The sequence below is a fragment of the Variovorax sp. GW821-FHT09B05 genome (genome assembly GCF_059418265.1).
Map to the genome: position 1 here is coordinate 18,863 of NZ_JBWKPN010000012.1, position 17,006 is coordinate 35,868.

The following is a 17,006-nucleotide window of genomic DNA, read 5'->3' on the forward strand; positions in this document are numbered from 1 at the left end:
GTACGGGACTTCGATCTTGACCCCGCGATGGCGCGTGATAAGAATCATCGAAGACGCCTTCCAAGGAGCCGACGATGAACGAGCACGGAGACAAAGGCGGGAGGAACACGGCATCAGACCGTCTGGCAGACGATGCACCGCAGGGCGACGAGACCCGCATCGCCTGGTTGCGCGGCGCTTTCCGCGCCACGATCGCGATCGTCGCCGCCATCGCGGCGGCGGCTTCCGTTCCCCATTGGGGCGGCGACAGCTTCCCCATCACCAGCCTCGTGATCTACGTCGCGGGCATGGTGTTCGTGGCGATGCCGCTGGGCCTCTACTACGAATCGCTGCTGCAGGCGCACGAGCGGCGCCGCGCGCGCAATGCCGAGCGGCGCGAGGCGAAGGCCTTGTCGCACGCAGCGGTTTAGCGGGGTTTCAACCGGCGTCGCCGCCGCCCTGCGGATAGAGCAGCTTCGCCTCGGCCACCATGTGCCCGCCGTCGGGCAGAAGCTTGGCGCGGTGGTCACGCACGGCCGTGGCCACGATCGGCAGCATCGCCTGCGCCTTGCCCTGGTCGAAGCTCTCCACCAGCGCCAGCCGCATGCTCGGCGCCCAGAAGGACTTGAGGTGCGCCGCGATGGCGTGCGTGGCCGCCCCGGCGTCCGACGGGGTCTGGGCCTCGAAGAAGGTGCCGATCTGGTTGGCCATCTTGATCAATTGCACCGACTGGTCATGCATGCGCTGTGTCTCCGCTCGTTGTCGTCGTGAAGTTGTTCGTCATCAATGCGGGCGACGCCCGTTGGCCGCCGCGGCCGGCACCGTGTCGGCCGGCAGGCGCTGCGGGTGGCTGTAGACCCCCAGGTCCTCGCGCCGCGCGAAGCCCACCAGCGTGAGCCCGGCGCGCTGCGCGGTCTCGACCGCGAAGGAGGTCGGCGCCGACACCGCCGCCAGCAGCGAGACGCCGGCCATCGCGGCCTTCTGCACCATCTCGAAGCTCGCGCGGCTGGTCACGGCGATGAAGCCCGCCGCGGCATCGACCTCGTTGGCCGCGAGCGCGCCCACCAGCTTGTCGAGCGCGTTGTGGCGGCCCACGTCCTCGCGCAGCCACACCACCTCGCCGTCGGCCGAGCACCAGGCCGCGGCATGCACCGCGCCGGTGGCTTCCTGTAGGGTCTGTAGCGACTGGAACTGCGCCATCGCGCGGCCGATCGCGGCGCGCTCGAACGACGGCCCCGCGGCCAGCACCGGCAGCTCGCGCGCCACCTGCGCCAGGCTCTCGGTGCCGCACAGGCCGCAGCCGGTGCGCCCGGCCAGCGAGCGGCGCCGCTGCTTGAGGCGCGCGAACGCAGCCGCCGAGACCTCGAGGCGCACCGTGATGCCGCGCTCGGCGCTCTCGACCTCGCTGCCGTAGAGCTCGTGCGCCGCCTCGAGGATGCCCTCGCTCAGCGAGAAGCCGAGCGCGAAGTCCTCGAGGTCGAGCGGCGTGGCCAGCATCACCGCATGCGAGATGCCGTTGTATTCGAGCGCCACCGGCACTTCCTCGGCCACCCAGTCCTGCACCGCGAACGGCTGGCCGCCGCGCACGCCGCGCACAGGCAGCAGCCGCGCGCCTTCGCAGAAGGCGGCCGTGTCGGCGCTCGCGAGCGGCAGGGTGGCGATGTTCATGGCGCTGCGCTCTCGTGCCCTACTTGGCCGGCACCGTCTCGTTCGACGGCGCGGGCGCCGAGGCCGCGCTGAGCAGCTCGTTCTGCACCCGGTTGAAGCGGCTGTACTCCTGCTGCCAGGCCGAGGGCTGCATCACCGGCATCACCTGCACCGCCGTCACCTTGTACTCGGGGCAGTTGGTGGCCCAGTCGGAGTTGTCGGTGGTGATCACGTTGGCGCCCGACTCGGGGAAGTGGAAGGTGGTGTAGACCACGCCCGGCTGCATGCGCTCGGACACCGTGGCGCGCAGCACCGTCTCGCCCGCGCGGCTCTGGATGCCGACCCAGTCGCCGTCCTTCACGCCGCGCTCCTCGGCGTCGTGCGGATGCAGCTCGAGCCGGTCCTCGCCGTGCCACATGTTGTTGTCGGTGCGCCGCGTCTGCGCGCCCACGTTGTACTGCGACAGGATGCGCCCGGTGGTCAGGAGCAGCGGGAAGCGGCGCGTGACCTTCTCGTCGGTCGGCACGTACTGCGTGACGATGAAGCGGCCCTTGCCGCGCACGAACTTGTCGATGTGCATGGTCGGCGTGCCCTCGGGCGCCGCGTCGTTGCAGGGCCACTGGATGCTGCCGAGCTCGTCGATGCGCTTGTAGCTCACGCCGTGGAAGCTCGGCGTCAGCGCGGCGATCTCGTCCATGATCGCCTCGGGGTTCTTGTAGCTCATCGGGTAGCCGAGCGCGTTCGCCAGCTTCACCGTGACCTCCCAGTCGGCCAGGCCGGCCTTCGGCGGCATCACCTTGCGCACGCGCGAGATGCGGCGCTCGGCGTTGGTGAAGGTGCCGTCCTTCTCGAGGAAGGAGGAGCCCGGCAGGAACACGTGCGCGTACTTGGCGGTCTCGTTGAGGAAGATGTCCTGCACCACCACGCATTCCATCGCCATCATGGCGGCGGCCACGTGCTGGGTGTTGGGGTCGGACTGAACGATGTCCTCGCCCTCGCAGTACAGGCCCTTGAAGCTGCCGCCGATCGCGGCGTCGAACATGTTGGGAATGCGCAGGCCCGGCTCGGGATCGAGCTGCACGCCCCAGGCGGCCTCGAAGGAACCGCGCGTGGTGCTGTCCGACACGTGGCGGTAGCCCGGCAGCTCGTGCGGGAACGAGCCCATGTCGCACGACCCCTGCACGTTGTTCTGGCCGCGCAGCGGGTTCACGCCCACGCCCTCGCGGCCCACGTTGCCGGTGACCATCGCGAGGTTGGCGATGCCCATCACGGTGGTCGAGCCCTGGCTGTGCTCGGTCACGCCCAGGCCGTAGTAGATGGCGCCGTTGCCGGCGGTGGCAAACAGCCGCGCGGCGGCGCGCATCTCGGCGGCCGGCACGCCGGTGAAGGCTTCCGTGGCCTCGGGCGACTGCTCGGGGCGCTCGACATAGGCCTTCCATTCGGCGAACGAGGCCGTGTCGCAGCGCTCGGCCACGAACGCGTCGGCCATCAGGCCCTCGGTGACGATCACGTGCGCGAGCGCCGTGACCACCGCCACGTTGGTGCCGGGGCGCAGCTGCAGGTGATGCGCGGCGCGGATGTGCGGCGACTTCACGATGTCGATGCGGCGCGGGTCGACCACGATCAGCTTCGCGCCCTGGCGCAGCCGCTTCTTCATGCGCGAGGCGAACACCGGGTGGCCGTCGGTCGGGTTGGCGCCGATGACCATGATCACGTCGGACTTCTCGACCGACTGGAAGGTCTGCGTGCCGGCCGATTCGCCCAGCGTCTGCTTCAGGCCGTAGCCCGTGGGCGAATGGCACACGCGGGCGCAGGTGTCGACGTTGTTGTTGCCGAAGCCCGCGCGCACCAGCTTCTGCACCAGGTAGGTTTCCTCGTTGGTGCAGCGCGAGGAGGTGATGCCGCCGATGGCGTTGCGGCCGTACTTCTCCTGCAGGCGCTTGAACTCGCCGGCCGCGTAGTTGATGGCCTCGTCCCAGCTCACTTCCTGCCACGGATCGGTGATCTTCTGGCGGATCATGGGCTTGAGCATGCGGTCCTGGTGCGAGGCATAGCCCCAGGCGAAGCGGCCCTTCACGCAGGAGTGGCCGTCATTGGCCTTGCCGTCCTTCCACGGCACCATGCGCACCACCTCGTTGCCCTTCATCTCGGCCTTGAAGGCGCAGCCCACGCCGCAGTAGGCGCAGGTGGTGATCACGCTGTGCTCGGGCTGGCCGAGCCAGATCACCGACTTCTCCTGCAAGGTGGCGGTGGGGCAGGCCTCGACGCAGGCGCCGCAGCTCACGCACTCCGACTCCATGAAGGGCTGGTCCTGGCCCGGCGACACGCGCGACTCGAAGCCGCGGCCGCTGATGGTCAGCGCGAAGGTGCCCTGGGTTTCCTCGCAGGCGCGCACGCAGCGGTTGCACACGATGCACTTGGAGGGGTCGTAGGTGAAGTACGGGTTCGACTCGTCCTTCTCGCTCTTGATGTGGTTGGCGCCATCGAAGCCGTAGCGCACGTTGCGCAGGCCGGTCACGCCCGCCATGTCCTGCAGCTCGCAGTTGCCGTTGGCCGAGCAGGTCAGGCAGTCGAGCGGATGGTCGGAGATGTAGAGCTCCATCACGCCCTTGCGCAGGTCCTGCAGCTTCGGCGTCTGGGTGCGCACCTTCATGCCGGCCTCGGCCGGCGTGGTGCACGAGGCCGGGAAGCCGCGGCGGCCCTCGATCTCGACCAGGCACAGCCGGCACGAGCCGAAGGGCTCGAGGCTGTCGGTGGCGCACAGCTTTGGCACCTGGATGCCGGCGTCGACGGCCGCGCGCATCAGCGAGGTGCCGGCCGGCACCGTGACCTCGGTGCCGTCGATCTCCAGCGTGACCTCGCGCTCGGATTCGCGCTTGGGCGTGCCGTAGTCGGTTTCCTTGAGATGGTTCAACATGTCTTTGCTTTCTCTGGGGGCTCAGGCGGCCTTGCGGTCGGGTGCCTCGATGCCGAAGTCCTGCGGGAAGTGGTCGAGCGCGGAGAGCACCGGGAACGGCGTCATGCCGCCCATCGCGCACAGCGAGCCATGGACCATGGTGTTGCACAGGTCGCGCAGCAGGATCACCTGCTGCGGCCGGTTCTGGTTGCCGCGGATCTTGTCGATGACCTCGACGCCGCGCGTCGAGCCGATGCGGCAGGGCGTGCACTTGCCGCACGACTCGAGCGCGCAGAACTCCATCGCGTAGCGCGCCAGCTTCGAGAGGTCGGCCGTGTCGTCGTGCACCACGATGCCGCCGTGGCCCACGGTGCCGCCGACGGCCGCGTAGGCCTCGTAGTCCAGCGGCAGGTCCCACTGCGACTCGGGCAGGTAGGCGCCCAGCGGGCCGCCGACCTGCACCGCCTTGATCGGCCGGCCCGAGGCCGAGCCGCCGCCGTAGTCGTAGAGCAGTTCGCGCAAGGTGACGCCGAAGGCCTTCTCGACCAGCCCGCCGTGCTTGATGTTGCCGGCCAGCTGCATCGGCAAGGTGCCGCGCGAGCGGCCCACGCCGTAGTCGCGGTAGAAGGTGGCGCCGCGCGCCAGGATGATCGGCACGCTGGCCAGCGTGATCACGTTGTTGATCAGCGTGGGCTGGCCGAACAGGCCCTCGATGGCCGGCAGCGGCGGCTTGGCGCGCACGATGCCGCGCTTGCCCTCGAGGCTCTCGAGCAGCGCCGTCTCCTCGCCGCAGACGTAGGAGCCGGCGCCCTTGCGCACCGCGAGCCGGAAGCGCTTGCCCGAGCGCAGCACGTTGTCGCCGAGGAAGCCCGCGGCCTCCGCATGGCGGATCGCCTCGTTGAGCGCGGCGATCGCGTGCGGGTACTCGGAGCGCACGTAGATGTAGCCCTGCGTCGCGCCGGTGGCGATGCCCGCGATGGTCATGCCCTCGATCAGCACGAAGGGGTCGCCCTCCATCGTCATGCGGTCGGAGAAGGTGCCCGAGTCGCCCTCGTCGGCATTGCAGACGATGTACTTCTGTTCCGACGGCGTGTTGAGCACCGTCTTCCACTTGATGCCGGCCGGAAACGCCGCGCCGCCACGGCCGCGCAGGCCCGAGTCGAGCACCTGCTGCACGATGTCGGCCGGCGCCATCGCGAGCGCGGCGCGCAGGCCCGCATAGCCCTCGTGCGCCTGGTAGTCGGTCAGCGACACGGGGTCGGTGATGCCGACGCGCGCGAAGGTCAGGCGCTCCTGCTTCGTGAGGTAGGGAATCTCGTCGGTGGGACCGAGCGACAGCGGATGCGAACGCGCGCCCGTGCCCAGGCCGGCATCGAACAGCGCCGGCACCTCGTCGACCGTGACCGGGCCGTAGGCCATGCGGCCCGCGGGCGTCTCGACCTCGACCAACGGCTCGAGCCACAGCATGCCGCGCGAGCCGTTGCGCACCAGCTCGATCGCGAGCCCGCGCGCAGCGGCCTCCTGCGCGATGCGCTGGGCCACGGCATTGGCGCCGACCGCGAGCGCCGCGGAGTCGCGCGGCACGTAGATCTTCACCGTCGCGTTCATGCGCAGTCTCCCGCCTGTGCGACCAGGGTTTCGAAACGGTGCGGCGTGACGCGCGCATGCGGCTCGTCGTCGAGCGTCATCGCGGGCGAGGAGGCGCACAGGCCGAGGCAGAACGCCGGCTCGAGCGTGAAGGCGCCGTCCTTGGTGGTGCCGTGCACCGCGCAGCCCAGGTGCTGCTCGGCATGCGCGAGCAGCGCATCGGCGCCCATCGATTGACAGGCCTCGGCGCGGCAGATCTGGATCACGTGCCGGCCCGGCGGCTCGGCGCGGAAGTGGTGGTAGTAGGTGATCACGCCATGCACCTCGGCGCGCGAGAGGTTCTGCGCGTCGGCGATGGTCTGCACCGCATGCGAGGGCACGTAGCCCAGCGTGTCCTGCACCTCGTGCAGGATCGGCAGCAGCGCGCCCTGTTCGTCCGCATGCGCGGCGAGCACGCGGCGCACCTCGGCCAGTTCGTCGGCCGCGGAAAGTCGCAGGGCCTCGCTCATTGGCCGGCCTCCACGCAGGCCGCGGGTGCGGCCAGGTGCGGTGCTGCGTACGCGTTCAGCGCTTCTGTTGTCATGGTCCCGTCCGATCTGGTGCCGTTGCCGGTCCGCCGCTGTCTGCCTGCCGGCGGATCCGTTGTCATCGTGGCGTCAATTCGCGCTCGCCTCCCTGTGCGGGGACCGGGAGCCGCGCGCGGTCATCTGCCTCGGGATTCACTGTCGATGAATCGCGCGCGGATGACCTTGACGCAGGTCAATTTCCATCGAAACAGGGGTGGTGTCAATGCGAGCGAGCCCTGTGAAAAGGACCCTTTCGCTGGGCCGCGGCCGGAATTTCCGGGGGCCTCGCGTGGATGCGTGCGAACCGTTCGCAACACCGAGGTATTCCGCGCGCGAATCCGTCGCGGTGCGCGGGAACGCAAGGAGAAGAAAGACGCGGGGCCGTTCGCGCCGGCGGCCCCGCGCAGATCAGCGCGCGGCCAGTTCGCGCGCGCGCTGCACGAGGCGCGCGGCCTCGGCATCGTCGACCTGGCCCGTGACCTTGGCCGGGCGGCCCGAGATCAGCGAGCGGTCGGGAAAGACCTTGCCCTCGGTCAGCAGCGCGCCGGTGGCGACGATGCATTCGCGCCCCACCACCGCGCCGTTGAGCGCCACGGTGTCCTCGCCGACCACCGAGCCGTCGCCGATGGTGCAGCCGTGCAGCATCACGTGCCGCTCGACCGTCACGTCGGCGCCGATGGTCATCGGGAAGCCGGGGTCGGCATGCAGCATCACGCCGTCCTCGAGGTGGCTGCCCGCGCCCACCGTGATGGGCTCGTTGTCGCCGCGCAGCACGCAGCGCGGCCCGATGCTGCTGCGCGCGCCGAGCACGACCTGACCGATCACGCTCGCCGTGTCCGCCACGCGCGCGCTGGCGTCGATGGACGGTTCATGTTCGTCGAGTCTGTAGAGGGTCACGCCGTTCTCCTGGACAAAGGCGTCGATGGTAGCGGCTCGCGAACCCTCGGCGCTCAGTGCGGGAGTTCGCTGCGTTCGATGTGCTTGCGGCGCATCGGGCGCAGCACGAACCAGGCCATCAGCGCGGCAACGGCATTGACGCCGCTCGCGACGAAGAACACCGCCTCCCAGCTGCCGGTGCTCGCGGCCAGCACGCTCGACAGCGGCACCAGCAGCGAGGCCGTGCCCTTGGCGGTGTAGAGCATGCCGGCGTTCGAAGCCGCGTACTTGCCGCCGAAGGTGTCGGCGCAGGTCGAGGGGAACAGGCTGTAGATCTCGCCCCAGGCGAAGAACACCATGCCGGTCAGCACCACGAACAGCAGCGGGTTGTGGCCGTACTTGTAGAGCATCAGGATGCCGACCGCCTCGATCGCGAAGGCGATGAACATGGTCTGCTCGCGGCCGATCTTGTCCGACACCCAGCCGAAGAACGGCCGCGTCAGGCCGTTGAGCACGCGGTCGATCGCCAGCGCGAAGGTCAGCGCGGGCAGCACCAGGCCCATGATGTTCACCGGCACGTCGATGATCTTGAAGTCCTTGGCAATCGGCGCGAGCTGCGCGGTCGCCATCAGGCCGCCGGCGGCCACCATCACGAACATCGCGTACATCACCCAGAACACGGGCGAGCGCAGCACCTCGGAGGGCGCGTAGTCGCGCCGCGACTGCTGCACGTTGCGGGTGTTCACGGCCTTCGAATGCTCGGGCGCGCGCGTCAGCATCCAGGCGAGCAGGAACACGATCAGTCCCTGCCCGATCCCAAAATACAGGAAGGCGGCCTCGTAGCCGCTGTTCTTGATCATGGCCGAGATCGGGATGATGGTGAGCGCCGAGCCCGCGCCGAAGCCGGCCGCGGTCATGCCCGCCGCGAGGCCGCGCCGGTCGGGGAACCACTTGAGCGCGTTGCCCACGCAGGTGCCGTAGACCGCGCCCGCGCCGATGCCGCCGATGGCCGCCGCGATGTAGAGCACCGGCAGCGAGGCCGCGAAGGAGTTGATCACCCAGCCGATGCCGCAGAGCACGCCGCCCACCAGCACCACGGGACGCGGGCCGAAGCGGTCGACGAGGTAGCCCTCGATCGGCACCAGCCAGGTCTCGGTGAGCACGAAGATGGTGAAGGCCACCTGGATCGCGGCGCGGCTCCAGCCATGCTTCTCCGCGATCGGGTTGACGAACAGGGTCCAGCCGTATTGGAGGTTGGCGATCATCGCCATGCACACGATGCCGATCAGGAGCTGCCCCCATCGGTAACTGTGCGAGCGCTGCGCCGCCGCGGCGCCAGAGTGTCCCGAGGGGGAATAGATCGCGGGGTTCGCACCCGCGATCGTGGTCGTTTGCCGAGTCATTGAATGTCCTTCATCTTTGTGTTTGAGTTGAAGTCCGGCGGATCGCATCGAGGCGCCGCCGGTTTCGTTCCGAGTCACCGGTCCCCGAAGCAGAGATGCGAACAAGTACGGCGTCGCATCACGCAATCGACACGCTTCGGCTGATCCTCCGGTCCCGTCGGCCTCGCTTCGCGACACCGTCGACCCGCAGCCTCCTGCGTGCGGATGACTGTCGGGTGCAGCGACCCAAAAACTCTTGACCCTCGTCAAGTTCCCTCGAAGGGACCCGGCGGCGGACCCCCGTGGATTCCCTAGCATGGTCGTCTTAGCGCGCGATGAGAACGCCCGCGATGGCGCACGGGTCGCGCGACGCGAGGCGCGGCTTGATGCAAGTCGGTGGCGTCTTCGGCAGGTCCCTCGCGATCACCTCGACCGCATCGCAGCCCACTCTGGAGTGCCTCCGCGCGCCCTGCTCGCGAAAAGGGCATGTCACTCGTGGTTTGCCCTAATCCAGGGTAAACCCTATAATTCGGAGGTTCGCATTCCCACCCACCCGCATTCGGAGCACATCCATGAACAACACCGCACTGAATTCCGCCGCCCTCAAGGCCCCCTCCTTCGCCTCGAACGGCGTGCTGCGCGACCTGATCGCCGCGCTGCCGATCGTGATCTTCGCCAAGGCCGTGCGCGCCGCGCTGCAACAGCGTTGAGAGCCGGAGCCCTCGAGGCTCCACCCCGAAGAGAGAGCGCCGCGAGCGCTCTTTTTTTTCGCCTTCAGATCGCCGGATCGAAGGGCACGATCTGCGAGATCAGCGCGGTGCCGTCGTTCAGCAGGAAGTCCTTGAAGGCCTGCGCCACCGGCGGCAGCCGCTTGCCGCGGCGGTGCACCACGTACCAGTTGAGCATCAGCGGAAAGCCCTGCACGTCGAGCACCCGCACGCTGCCCGCGCGCAGTTCCTGGCTGATGGTGTGGGCCGACACGAAGCTCACGCCCATGCCCGCGATCACCGCCTGCTTGATGGTCTCGGTGCTGCGGATCTCCATCGCGATGTTGATCTCGGACAGCGCGGCGCCGAAGCCCTCCTCCATCGAATGCCAGGTGTCGGACGCGCGCTCGCGCACCACGAAGGGCTCGCGGATCAGCCGCTTGAGCGGCACGCCCTTCACGCCCACCAGCGGATGCGTGGGCGCCGCGATGATCACGTAGGGGTGCGGCGCGAAGGGCTGGTTCAGCGTGTCGAGGTCGGTGGGCGGCCGCACCATGATCGCGAGGTCGGTGAGATTCTCGGCGATGTGCGTGAGCAGGCCCTCGCGGTTGTGCACCGTGAAGTTCAGGGTCACGCCGCGATGCCGGCCCGCGAACTCCACCAGCAGGCGCGGAAAGAAGTAGTCGCCCGCGCTGATCACGCCCACGTTGAGCTTGCCGCCCGAGATGCCCTTGAACTGCAGCATCGCGTTCTCGGCCGCCTCGAACTGCTGGATGATCGCGCGGCTGAGCTGCAGCAGCTCGGTGCCCGCGGCCGTGAGGTAGACCTTCTTGCCGAACTGTTCGAACAGCGTGTTGCCGGCGTGGTCCTCGAGCTTGCGCACCTGGGTCGACACCGCGGGCTGCGTGAGGTGCAGCTCCTCGGCCGCGCGCGAGAAACTCAAGAGCCGCGCCACCGCCTCGAAGACCTTCAACTGGCGCAGGGTCGCGTGCTTCATGGGGATTCCTGGAGAACTGCTTCGTTCGGAAGTCCCATGCTATGGCCGGCGGCGCGCGCGCCGCATGACCGCGGTCAAGTATTCGCGATCAGGAATGGTTTGGAATACGCGCGACGTGCAGCAGGTTGGTGGTGCCCGACTGGCCGAAGGGCAGGCCCGCCACCACCACCACCTTCTGGCCGGGATGCGCGAAGCCCTCGGCATGCGCGGTGCGGCAGGCGCACTCGATCATCTCGCCCACGTCGTGCACGTCGTCCACCAGCACCGCATGCACGCCCCACACCATGGCCATGCGGCGCGCGGTCGCGATGTCGGGCGTGAGGCTCAGGATCGGCACCGCGGGCCGCTCGCGCGCCGCGCGCAGGCTGGTGAAGCCCGAGGAGGTGTAGGTCACGGTGGCGGCCGGCGCGAGCAGCGCGGCCACCTGGCGCATCGAGGTGCAGACCGCGTCGGCGGTGGTCGACTGCGCGCTCTCATGCGTCGCGTCGATGCCGGTGCGGTACGAGGGATCGGCCTCCACGCGCGCGACGATGCGGTCCATCATCGCCACCGCCTCGAGCGGGTACTTGCCCGAGGCCGACTCGGCCGAGAGCATCACCGCGTCGACGCCGTCGTAGACCGCGGTCGCCACGTCCGACACCTCGGCGCGCGTGGGCACCGGCGCGGCGATCATCGACTCGAGCATCTGCGTGGCCACCACCACCGGCTTGCCGCGCAGCCGGCAGGCGCGCACGATCTGGCGCTGCAACTCGGGCACGCGCTCGGGCGGCAGCTCGACGCCGAGGTCGCCGCGCGCGACCATGATGCCGTCGCAGCGCTCGACGATGGCGTCGAGGTGCTCGATGGCCGCGGGCTTCTCGAGCTTGGCCATGATGGCCGCGCGCGTGCCGATGATCTCGCGCGCCTCGTCGATGTCCTCGGGCCGCTGCACGAACGAGAGCGCCACCCAGTCCACGCCCATCGCGAGGCCGACGTCGAGGTCGTCGCGGTCCTTCGGCGTCAGCGGCGAGATCGGCAGCAGCACGCTGGGCACGTTGACGCCCTTGCGGTCGGAGATGGGGCCGCCCACCAGCACGGTGGTCTCGGCGAAGTCGGCACCGTGGCGGTCGACGCGCAGCCGCAGCTTGCCGTCGTCGAGCAGCAGCTCGGTGCCTTCCTGCAGCGCGGCGAAGATCTCGGGATGCGGCAGGGGCGCGCGGCGGCCGTTGCCGCTGGTGCGGTCCATGTCGAGCCGGAAGCGCGCGCCCGCCTCGAGCTGCGCACGGCCGCCCTCGAAGGTGCCCAGGCGCAGCTTCGGCCCCTGTAGGTCGAGCAGCACGCCGATGGGCCGGCCGAATTCCTTCTCGAGCCGGCGGATGGTCTCGAGGCGGCGCGCATGGTCGTGCTGCGTGCCGTGGCTGAAGTTGAGGCGGAACACGTCCACGCCACGCTCGAACAGCGCGCGGATCGCGGGCTCGTCGGAAGTGGCGGGACCGAGCGTGGCCACGATCTTGGCGCTGCGAAGGCGTCGCATGGTGTCAGTGTCCTCAGGCGAGTTCGCGCAGCCGGACCTGGCCGCGCTGTTCTTCCATGGTCCGCGCGAGCAGCTTCACGAGCGAATACACGGTGTCGATGTGCGGGGTCGAGGTCTCGGTGAGCCGCGCGAGCTCGACCACCGCGCCGACCAGCGCGTCGATCTCGGGCGCGCGGCCGGCTTCGACGTCCTGCAGCATCGAGGTCTTGTGCTTGCCGACCTTCTCGGCGCCCGCGATGCGCTTCTCGAGCGTGACGCGGAACTCGATGCCGAGCTTGTGCGCCACGGCCTGGGCCTCGCGCATCATCGCGGCCGCGAGTTCGCGCGAGGGCGGGTACTGGCAGATGTCGACCAGGGTCGAGTGCGAGAGGCTGCTGATCGGGTTGAAGGTCAGGTTGCCCCAGAGCTTGAGCCAGATCTCGGAACGGATGTTGTCGAGCACCGGCGCCTTGAAGCCCGCGTTGGCGAAGCAGGCCGCGATGCGCTCGACGCGCTCGGTGGTCGCGCCATCGAGTTCACCGACCGGGAAGCGGTCGCCCTCGATGTGCTTGATGACGCCGGGCGCAATCAGCTCGGAGGCCGGATAGACCACGCAGCCGATCACGCGCCGCGGCGGGATCTTGGTGTTGAGCACGCCCTGCGGGTCGACGCTGCGCACGGTGGTGCCCTCGAGCACGCCGCCGTGCTTCTGGAAGTACCAGTAGGGGATGCCGTTCTGCATGGTCACGACCGCGGTCTCGGGCCCGAAGAGCTTGGCCACGTCATCGGCCACGGCCTCGACCTGGTGCGCCTTCATCGCGAGGATCACAAGGTCCTGCGGCCCCGCCTCGTCGTAGCGGTCGGTGGCCCGCACGTTGCGCGCCACCTGCTCCTCGCCCTCGGCCGACACCAGCTTGATGCCGTTGGCGCCGATGGCCTGGAGGTTGGCGCCGCGCACGATGAAGGTCACGTCCTCCCCGGCCAGCGCGAGTTTGGCGCCCACCAGGCCGCCGATGGCCCCCGCGCCGATGATTGCTATCTTCATGTCGATCCCCAAGAGTTGAAATTCTTCGCGTCAGCCGAAGCGATTGGAAAGGCGGCCAATGCCGTCGATCTCCACCTCGACCAGGCTGCCGGGCTTCATCGAGCCCACGCCCACGGACGTGCCGCACAGGATCACGTCGCCGGGATGCAGGCTCATGTCCTGCGAGATGAGGCTGACCAGCCGCTGCACGGAAAACCGCATGTCGCTGATCGGATAGTTCTGCCGCTCCTCGCCGTTGAGCACGGTGCGCACCACCAGCGTGGCGGGATCGAGGCCGGTGGCGATGGCCGGGCCCATGGGGCAGAAGGTGTCGAAGCCCTTGGCGCGCACCCACTGCGCGAACGAGGCATCGCGGTTGAGGATGTCGGCCACGGTGACGTCGTTGGCGCAGGTGTAGCCGAACACGTGCTCGAGCGCGCGTTCCTCGGAGACGGCGGTGGCGGTCTTGCCGATGACGATGCCGAGCTCGCCCTCGAACACGACCTTGCCGTCGCACAGCGGCTTGCGGATCGGCGCCTCGTGCGCCGAGAAGGAGTTCGGTGCCTTCAGCAGGTACAACGGCTCCTCGGGCACGGCGAGCTTGAGCTTCTCGCCGAGCGCGTGGAAGTTGTTCCACAGCGCGATGACCTTGGTCGGCTCGCTCGGCGACAGCAGGCGCAGTCCGGCCAGCGCGAACACGCGGCCGGTGGGCTCGGGCGTGCCGTACATGTCGCCGCGATACTCGCGCACGGCGTCGTCCTCCAGGGTGCCGAAGGCGGCTTCTCCGGCGTGTTCGAAACGGACCCAACGTTGTGGCATGTTGTGCTTTCTTTTGATGCTGTGAATGCGGGTGGGCCGACAGGCGCTGCGCGGGTGCGGGGCCTAGTCGAACGGCAGGTAGTCGGGGACGACCAGCGAGGCCAGCAGCTTCCCCATCTCGGCCGGGTTGTCGGTCACGTGGATGCCGCAGGCCTTCATGACGGCGAGCTTCTCCTGCGCCGTGCCCTTGCCGCCGGAAATGATGGCGCCCGCATGGCCCATGCGCTTGCCGGGCGGCGCGCTGGCACCGGCGATGAAGCCGACCACGGGCTTGCGCATGTGGGCATGGATCCAGCGCGCGCACTCTTCCTCGGCATCGCCGCCGATCTCGCCGACCATGATGACGGCGTCGGTGCGCGGGTCGTCGTTGAACATCTTCAGCACGTCGATGTGCCGCAGCCCGCCGACCGGATCGCCGCCGATGCCGACCACGGTCGACTGGCCGATGCCGAAGCGCCCGAGCTGGCTCGCGGCCTCGTAGGTCAGGGTGCCCGAGCGCGAGACCACGCCGATGCGGCCGCGCTGGTGGATGTGGCCCGGCATGATGCCGATCTTGATCTCGTCGGGCACGATGAGGCCGGGGCAGTTGGGCCCGAGCAGCAGGGTCTTGCGCCCTTCCATGCGGCGGCGGGTACGGATCATGTCGCGCACCGGAATGCCCTCGGTGATGCAGATCACGAGGTCGAGCTCGGCATCCACGGCTTCATCGATGGCGGCGGCGGCGAAGGCCGGGGGCACATAGATGACCGACACGGTGGCGCCTGTGCGGGCCTTGGCTTCCTTGACGGTGCCGTAGATGGGAATGCCGGCCATGGCCTGGCCGGCCTTCATGGGATTGACGCCGGCGACGAAGCAGTGGCGACCGTGGCCGTACTCGAGGCAGGCCTGGGTGTGGAACTGGCCGGTCTTGCCGGTGATGCCCTGCGTGATGACGCGGGTGTGGCGGTTGATGAGGATCGACATCTTTTTCCTTTACCGCTCTGTGAGGTCCGTTCTTGTTTTGCTGAAATGGCTGTTCGGGGCGCGTGCACAGGACAGCGGGTACTTCCCTCCGCGAATGTCCCCCGCCTTCGGCTCCTCCTTTATTTCGCTGCGGGAAGCACCCACTGCCCTGTGCACGGAAGCGCAGCGGTGGTGCCGGCCGATCAACGGCTGCGCGTCTGGCGCGCGCCGGCGGGGTACTCCCCGCAGCGAAATAAAGGAGGAGGCCGAAGGCCGGGGGACATTCGCGGAGGGGAGTACCCCGTCGGCGCGCGCCCGCAACAAACGGCAAAAAGCTCGTCCAACGCTCATCGCTGCCCCTTAGGAACCCGAGCCACGACAACCGCCTGCCGAGCCGCCTCGCCGATATCCTCGGCCCCGATGATCTGAAGGTCCGATTGCGCGAGGATGGTCCGCCCCAGGTCCTCGTTCGTGCCCTTCATGCGCACCACCAGCGGCACCGACAGGGCCGTTTCGCGTGCCGCGGCGACGATGCCGTGGGCGATCACGTCGCAGCGCATGATGCCGCCGAAGATGTTGACCAGCACCGCCTTCAGGCGTGGGTTGCGCAGCATCAGCTGGAAGGCCGCGGTGACCTTCTCCACGCTCGCGCCACCGCCCACGTCGAGGAAATTGGCCGGCGATCCGCCATAGAGCTTGATCGCATCCATCGTCGCCATCGCGAGGCCCGCGCCGTTCACCAGGCAACCGATGTCGCCGTCGAGCGAGATGTACGACAGGTCGAACTTCGAGGCTTCGATCTCCGTCGGATCCTCCTCGTCGAGGTCGCGCATGGCGGCGATCTCGGGCTGGCGGAACAGCGCGTTCGGGTCGAAGCTGAGCTTGGCGTCGAGCGCCATCAACCGGCCGTCGCGCGTGCGCACCAGCGGGTTGATCTCGGCCAGCGAGGCGTCGCTCGCATCGAAGGCCTGGTAGAGCTTCTGCATGAACTCGCGCGCCTGCACCACGTCGCGGCCCGCGAGTCCGATCGAGCGTGCGAGCGCATCGGCCTCGGTTGCCTTGATCCCCGTCTCGGGGTCGATGAACAGCGTGTGGATCTTCTCGGGCGAGCGCGCGGCCACCTCCTCGATGTCCATCCCGCCTTCGCTCGACGCCATCAGCGCCACGCGCCGCGCACCGCGGTCGACCACCATGCCGAGGTAGAACTCCTGGTCGATCTCCACCCTCTCCTCGACCAGCAGCTGCCTCACCACCCGGCCCTCGGGTCCCGTCTGGTGCGTGCGCAGCGTCATGCCGAGCAGCGCCTGCGCATGGCGGCGTACCTCCGCGCCCGACCAGGCCAGCTTCACCCCGCCGCCCTTGCCGCGTCCGCCTGCGTGGATCTGCGCCTTCACCACCCACGAACGCCCACCGAGCCGGGCGGCGGCATCGGCCGCCTCGTCGCTCGTGCGGCAGACGAAACCGCGCGGCGTCGCCACGCCATGGCGGCGCAGCACTTCCTTGCCCTGGTATTCGTGGATGTTCATCGAATCAGCCGTTGTTTGATCTATTCAATTGCAATTCAGGCGCCGAGTTCGGCACCGCGGCATTCGGCCCAATTGAAATGGCGCTTGGAAAGCGGCGCGGAACCTTCGCCTTCGCGGCGCTTGTAGGCTTCCTTCTTCTGCTCGATCGCATCGGCCAGGAATGCCGCGTCGTAGGCGCGCAGCAGATGCGGATGATTCGCCTCGAGATAATGGCCAATGCGCTTTTCTGGTTCCTGCGCTGTGCCCATCAGGTCGCAATAGGTCTGGCGGTCCCAATGCCAGCGCAAGCCCAGTTCGTAGAAGGCGGCGTTGTAGGCATTGCGTTCGGTTTCATCGAGCCAGTATTGAACGGGCGTGAGGTTCTGCATGGTCTGCTCCTTTCGAATGACTGCCGTGCGGTGAATTGAATGACTTGCCGGCATGTTCAAACTGTAGAAGTGCAGAACGATAAATAACAGTCAAACTATTTTATTGAGAGCATTCATTTGGAGTTATGCATGACTCCAATTCAATTCAAAGAGAGAAGACGAACGAATCCCTTCGCCGCCGGCAATGCCATTGGCGAA

The 17,006-nt window shown here is 68.5% G+C and carries 16 protein-coding genes; 2 read left to right on the forward strand and 14 right to left on the reverse strand.

Annotation, left to right across the window (positions count from 1 at the left end):
* Positions 1 to 74: 74 nt before the first annotated feature.
* Positions 75 to 410 (forward strand): hypothetical protein, encoded by a 336-nt coding sequence (locus AC07RM_RS27520; RefSeq protein ID WP_208513471.1) that lies wholly within the window; start codon positions 75 to 77, stop codon positions 408 to 410.
* A 7-nt stretch (positions 411 to 417) separates the two neighbouring features.
* On the opposite strand, the gene AC07RM_RS27525 is transcribed toward AC07RM_RS27520, so the two are convergent.
* The 7 genes from AC07RM_RS27525 to oxlT form a co-directional block, all read right to left on the reverse strand.
* Positions 418 to 720, reverse strand: coding sequence for a formate dehydrogenase subunit delta (locus AC07RM_RS27525; RefSeq protein ID WP_495336587.1), 303 nt, complete (start codon positions 718 to 720; stop codon positions 418 to 420).
* Positions 721 to 762: 42 nt separating this feature from the next.
* Positions 763 to 1,647 (reverse strand): formate dehydrogenase accessory sulfurtransferase FdhD, encoded by an 885-nt coding sequence (gene fdhD, locus AC07RM_RS27530; protein WP_495323088.1) that lies wholly within the window; start codon positions 1,645 to 1,647, stop codon positions 763 to 765.
* Positions 1,648 to 1,666: 19 nt separating this feature from the next.
* Positions 1,667 to 4,543 (reverse strand): formate dehydrogenase subunit alpha, encoded by a 2,877-nt coding sequence (gene fdhF, locus AC07RM_RS27535; protein ID WP_296781797.1) that lies wholly within the window; start codon positions 4,541 to 4,543, stop codon positions 1,667 to 1,669.
* Positions 4,544 to 4,564: 21 nt separating this feature from the next.
* On the reverse strand, positions 4,565 to 6,130 hold the full coding sequence (locus tag AC07RM_RS27540; RefSeq protein ID WP_495336588.1) for a formate dehydrogenase beta subunit: 1,566 nt from the start codon (positions 6,128 to 6,130) through the stop codon (positions 4,565 to 4,567).
* Positions 6,127 to 6,618 carry a formate dehydrogenase subunit gamma gene (locus AC07RM_RS27545; protein ID WP_495336589.1) on the reverse strand — a complete coding sequence of 164 codons (492 nt, stop codon included), beginning with the start codon at positions 6,616 to 6,618 and terminating at the stop codon, positions 6,127 to 6,129. The genes AC07RM_RS27540 and AC07RM_RS27545 overlap by 4 nt, the downstream gene beginning before the upstream one ends.
* Before the next feature lie 465 nt (positions 6,619 to 7,083).
* Positions 7,084 to 7,572, reverse strand: a complete 489-nt coding sequence (locus tag AC07RM_RS27550) for a gamma carbonic anhydrase family protein (RefSeq protein ID WP_093347789.1) — start codon at positions 7,570 to 7,572, stop codon at positions 7,084 to 7,086.
* Between the two features lie 53 nt (positions 7,573 to 7,625).
* Positions 7,626 to 8,954 (reverse strand): oxalate/formate MFS antiporter, encoded by a 1,329-nt coding sequence (gene oxlT / locus AC07RM_RS27555; protein WP_490875669.1) that lies wholly within the window; start codon positions 8,952 to 8,954, stop codon positions 7,626 to 7,628.
* A gap of 551 nt (positions 8,955 to 9,505) precedes the next feature.
* Between oxlT and AC07RM_RS27560 the strand changes: the two genes are divergently transcribed.
* The gene (locus AC07RM_RS27560; protein ID WP_177239439.1) at positions 9,506 to 9,643 is read left to right on the forward strand and encodes a hypothetical protein; all 138 of its coding nucleotides are present in this window, start codon (positions 9,506 to 9,508) and stop codon (positions 9,641 to 9,643) included.
* Positions 9,644 to 9,707: 64 nt separating this feature from the next.
* On the opposite strand, the gene AC07RM_RS27565 is transcribed toward AC07RM_RS27560, so the two are convergent.
* The 7 genes from AC07RM_RS27565 to AC07RM_RS27595 form a co-directional block, all read right to left on the reverse strand.
* A complete protein-coding gene (locus AC07RM_RS27565) occupies positions 9,708 to 10,637 on the reverse strand; it encodes a LysR family transcriptional regulator (protein ID WP_093347794.1) in 930 nt (309 codons plus the stop codon).
* Between the two features lie 88 nt (positions 10,638 to 10,725).
* Positions 10,726 to 12,150 (reverse strand): pyruvate kinase, encoded by a 1,425-nt coding sequence (gene pyk / locus AC07RM_RS27570; protein ID WP_495336590.1) that lies wholly within the window; start codon positions 12,148 to 12,150, stop codon positions 10,726 to 10,728.
* A 13-nt stretch (positions 12,151 to 12,163) separates the two neighbouring features.
* Positions 12,164 to 13,174, reverse strand: a complete 1,011-nt coding sequence (locus AC07RM_RS27575) for a 2-dehydropantoate 2-reductase (protein WP_495336591.1) — start codon at positions 13,172 to 13,174, stop codon at positions 12,164 to 12,166.
* Between the two features lie 30 nt (positions 13,175 to 13,204).
* Positions 13,205 to 13,972 carry a fumarylacetoacetate hydrolase family protein gene (locus AC07RM_RS27580; protein WP_057590861.1) on the reverse strand — a complete coding sequence of 256 codons (768 nt, stop codon included), beginning with the start codon at positions 13,970 to 13,972 and terminating at the stop codon, positions 13,205 to 13,207.
* Between the two features lie 63 nt (positions 13,973 to 14,035).
* Positions 14,036 to 14,935 carry a succinate--CoA ligase subunit alpha gene (gene sucD / locus AC07RM_RS27585; RefSeq protein ID WP_093347806.1) on the reverse strand — a complete coding sequence of 300 codons (900 nt, stop codon included), beginning with the start codon at positions 14,933 to 14,935 and terminating at the stop codon, positions 14,036 to 14,038.
* A gap of 326 nt (positions 14,936 to 15,261) precedes the next feature.
* Positions 15,262 to 16,440, reverse strand: coding sequence for an ADP-forming succinate--CoA ligase subunit beta (sucC, locus tag AC07RM_RS27590; RefSeq protein ID WP_495336592.1), 1,179 nt, complete (start codon positions 16,438 to 16,440; stop codon positions 15,262 to 15,264).
* 35 nt (positions 16,441 to 16,475) lie between these two features.
* A complete protein-coding gene (locus AC07RM_RS27595) occupies positions 16,476 to 16,808 on the reverse strand; it encodes an HAD family hydrolase (protein ID WP_057590858.1) in 333 nt (110 codons plus the stop codon).
* Positions 16,809 to 17,006 lie beyond the last annotated feature (198 nt).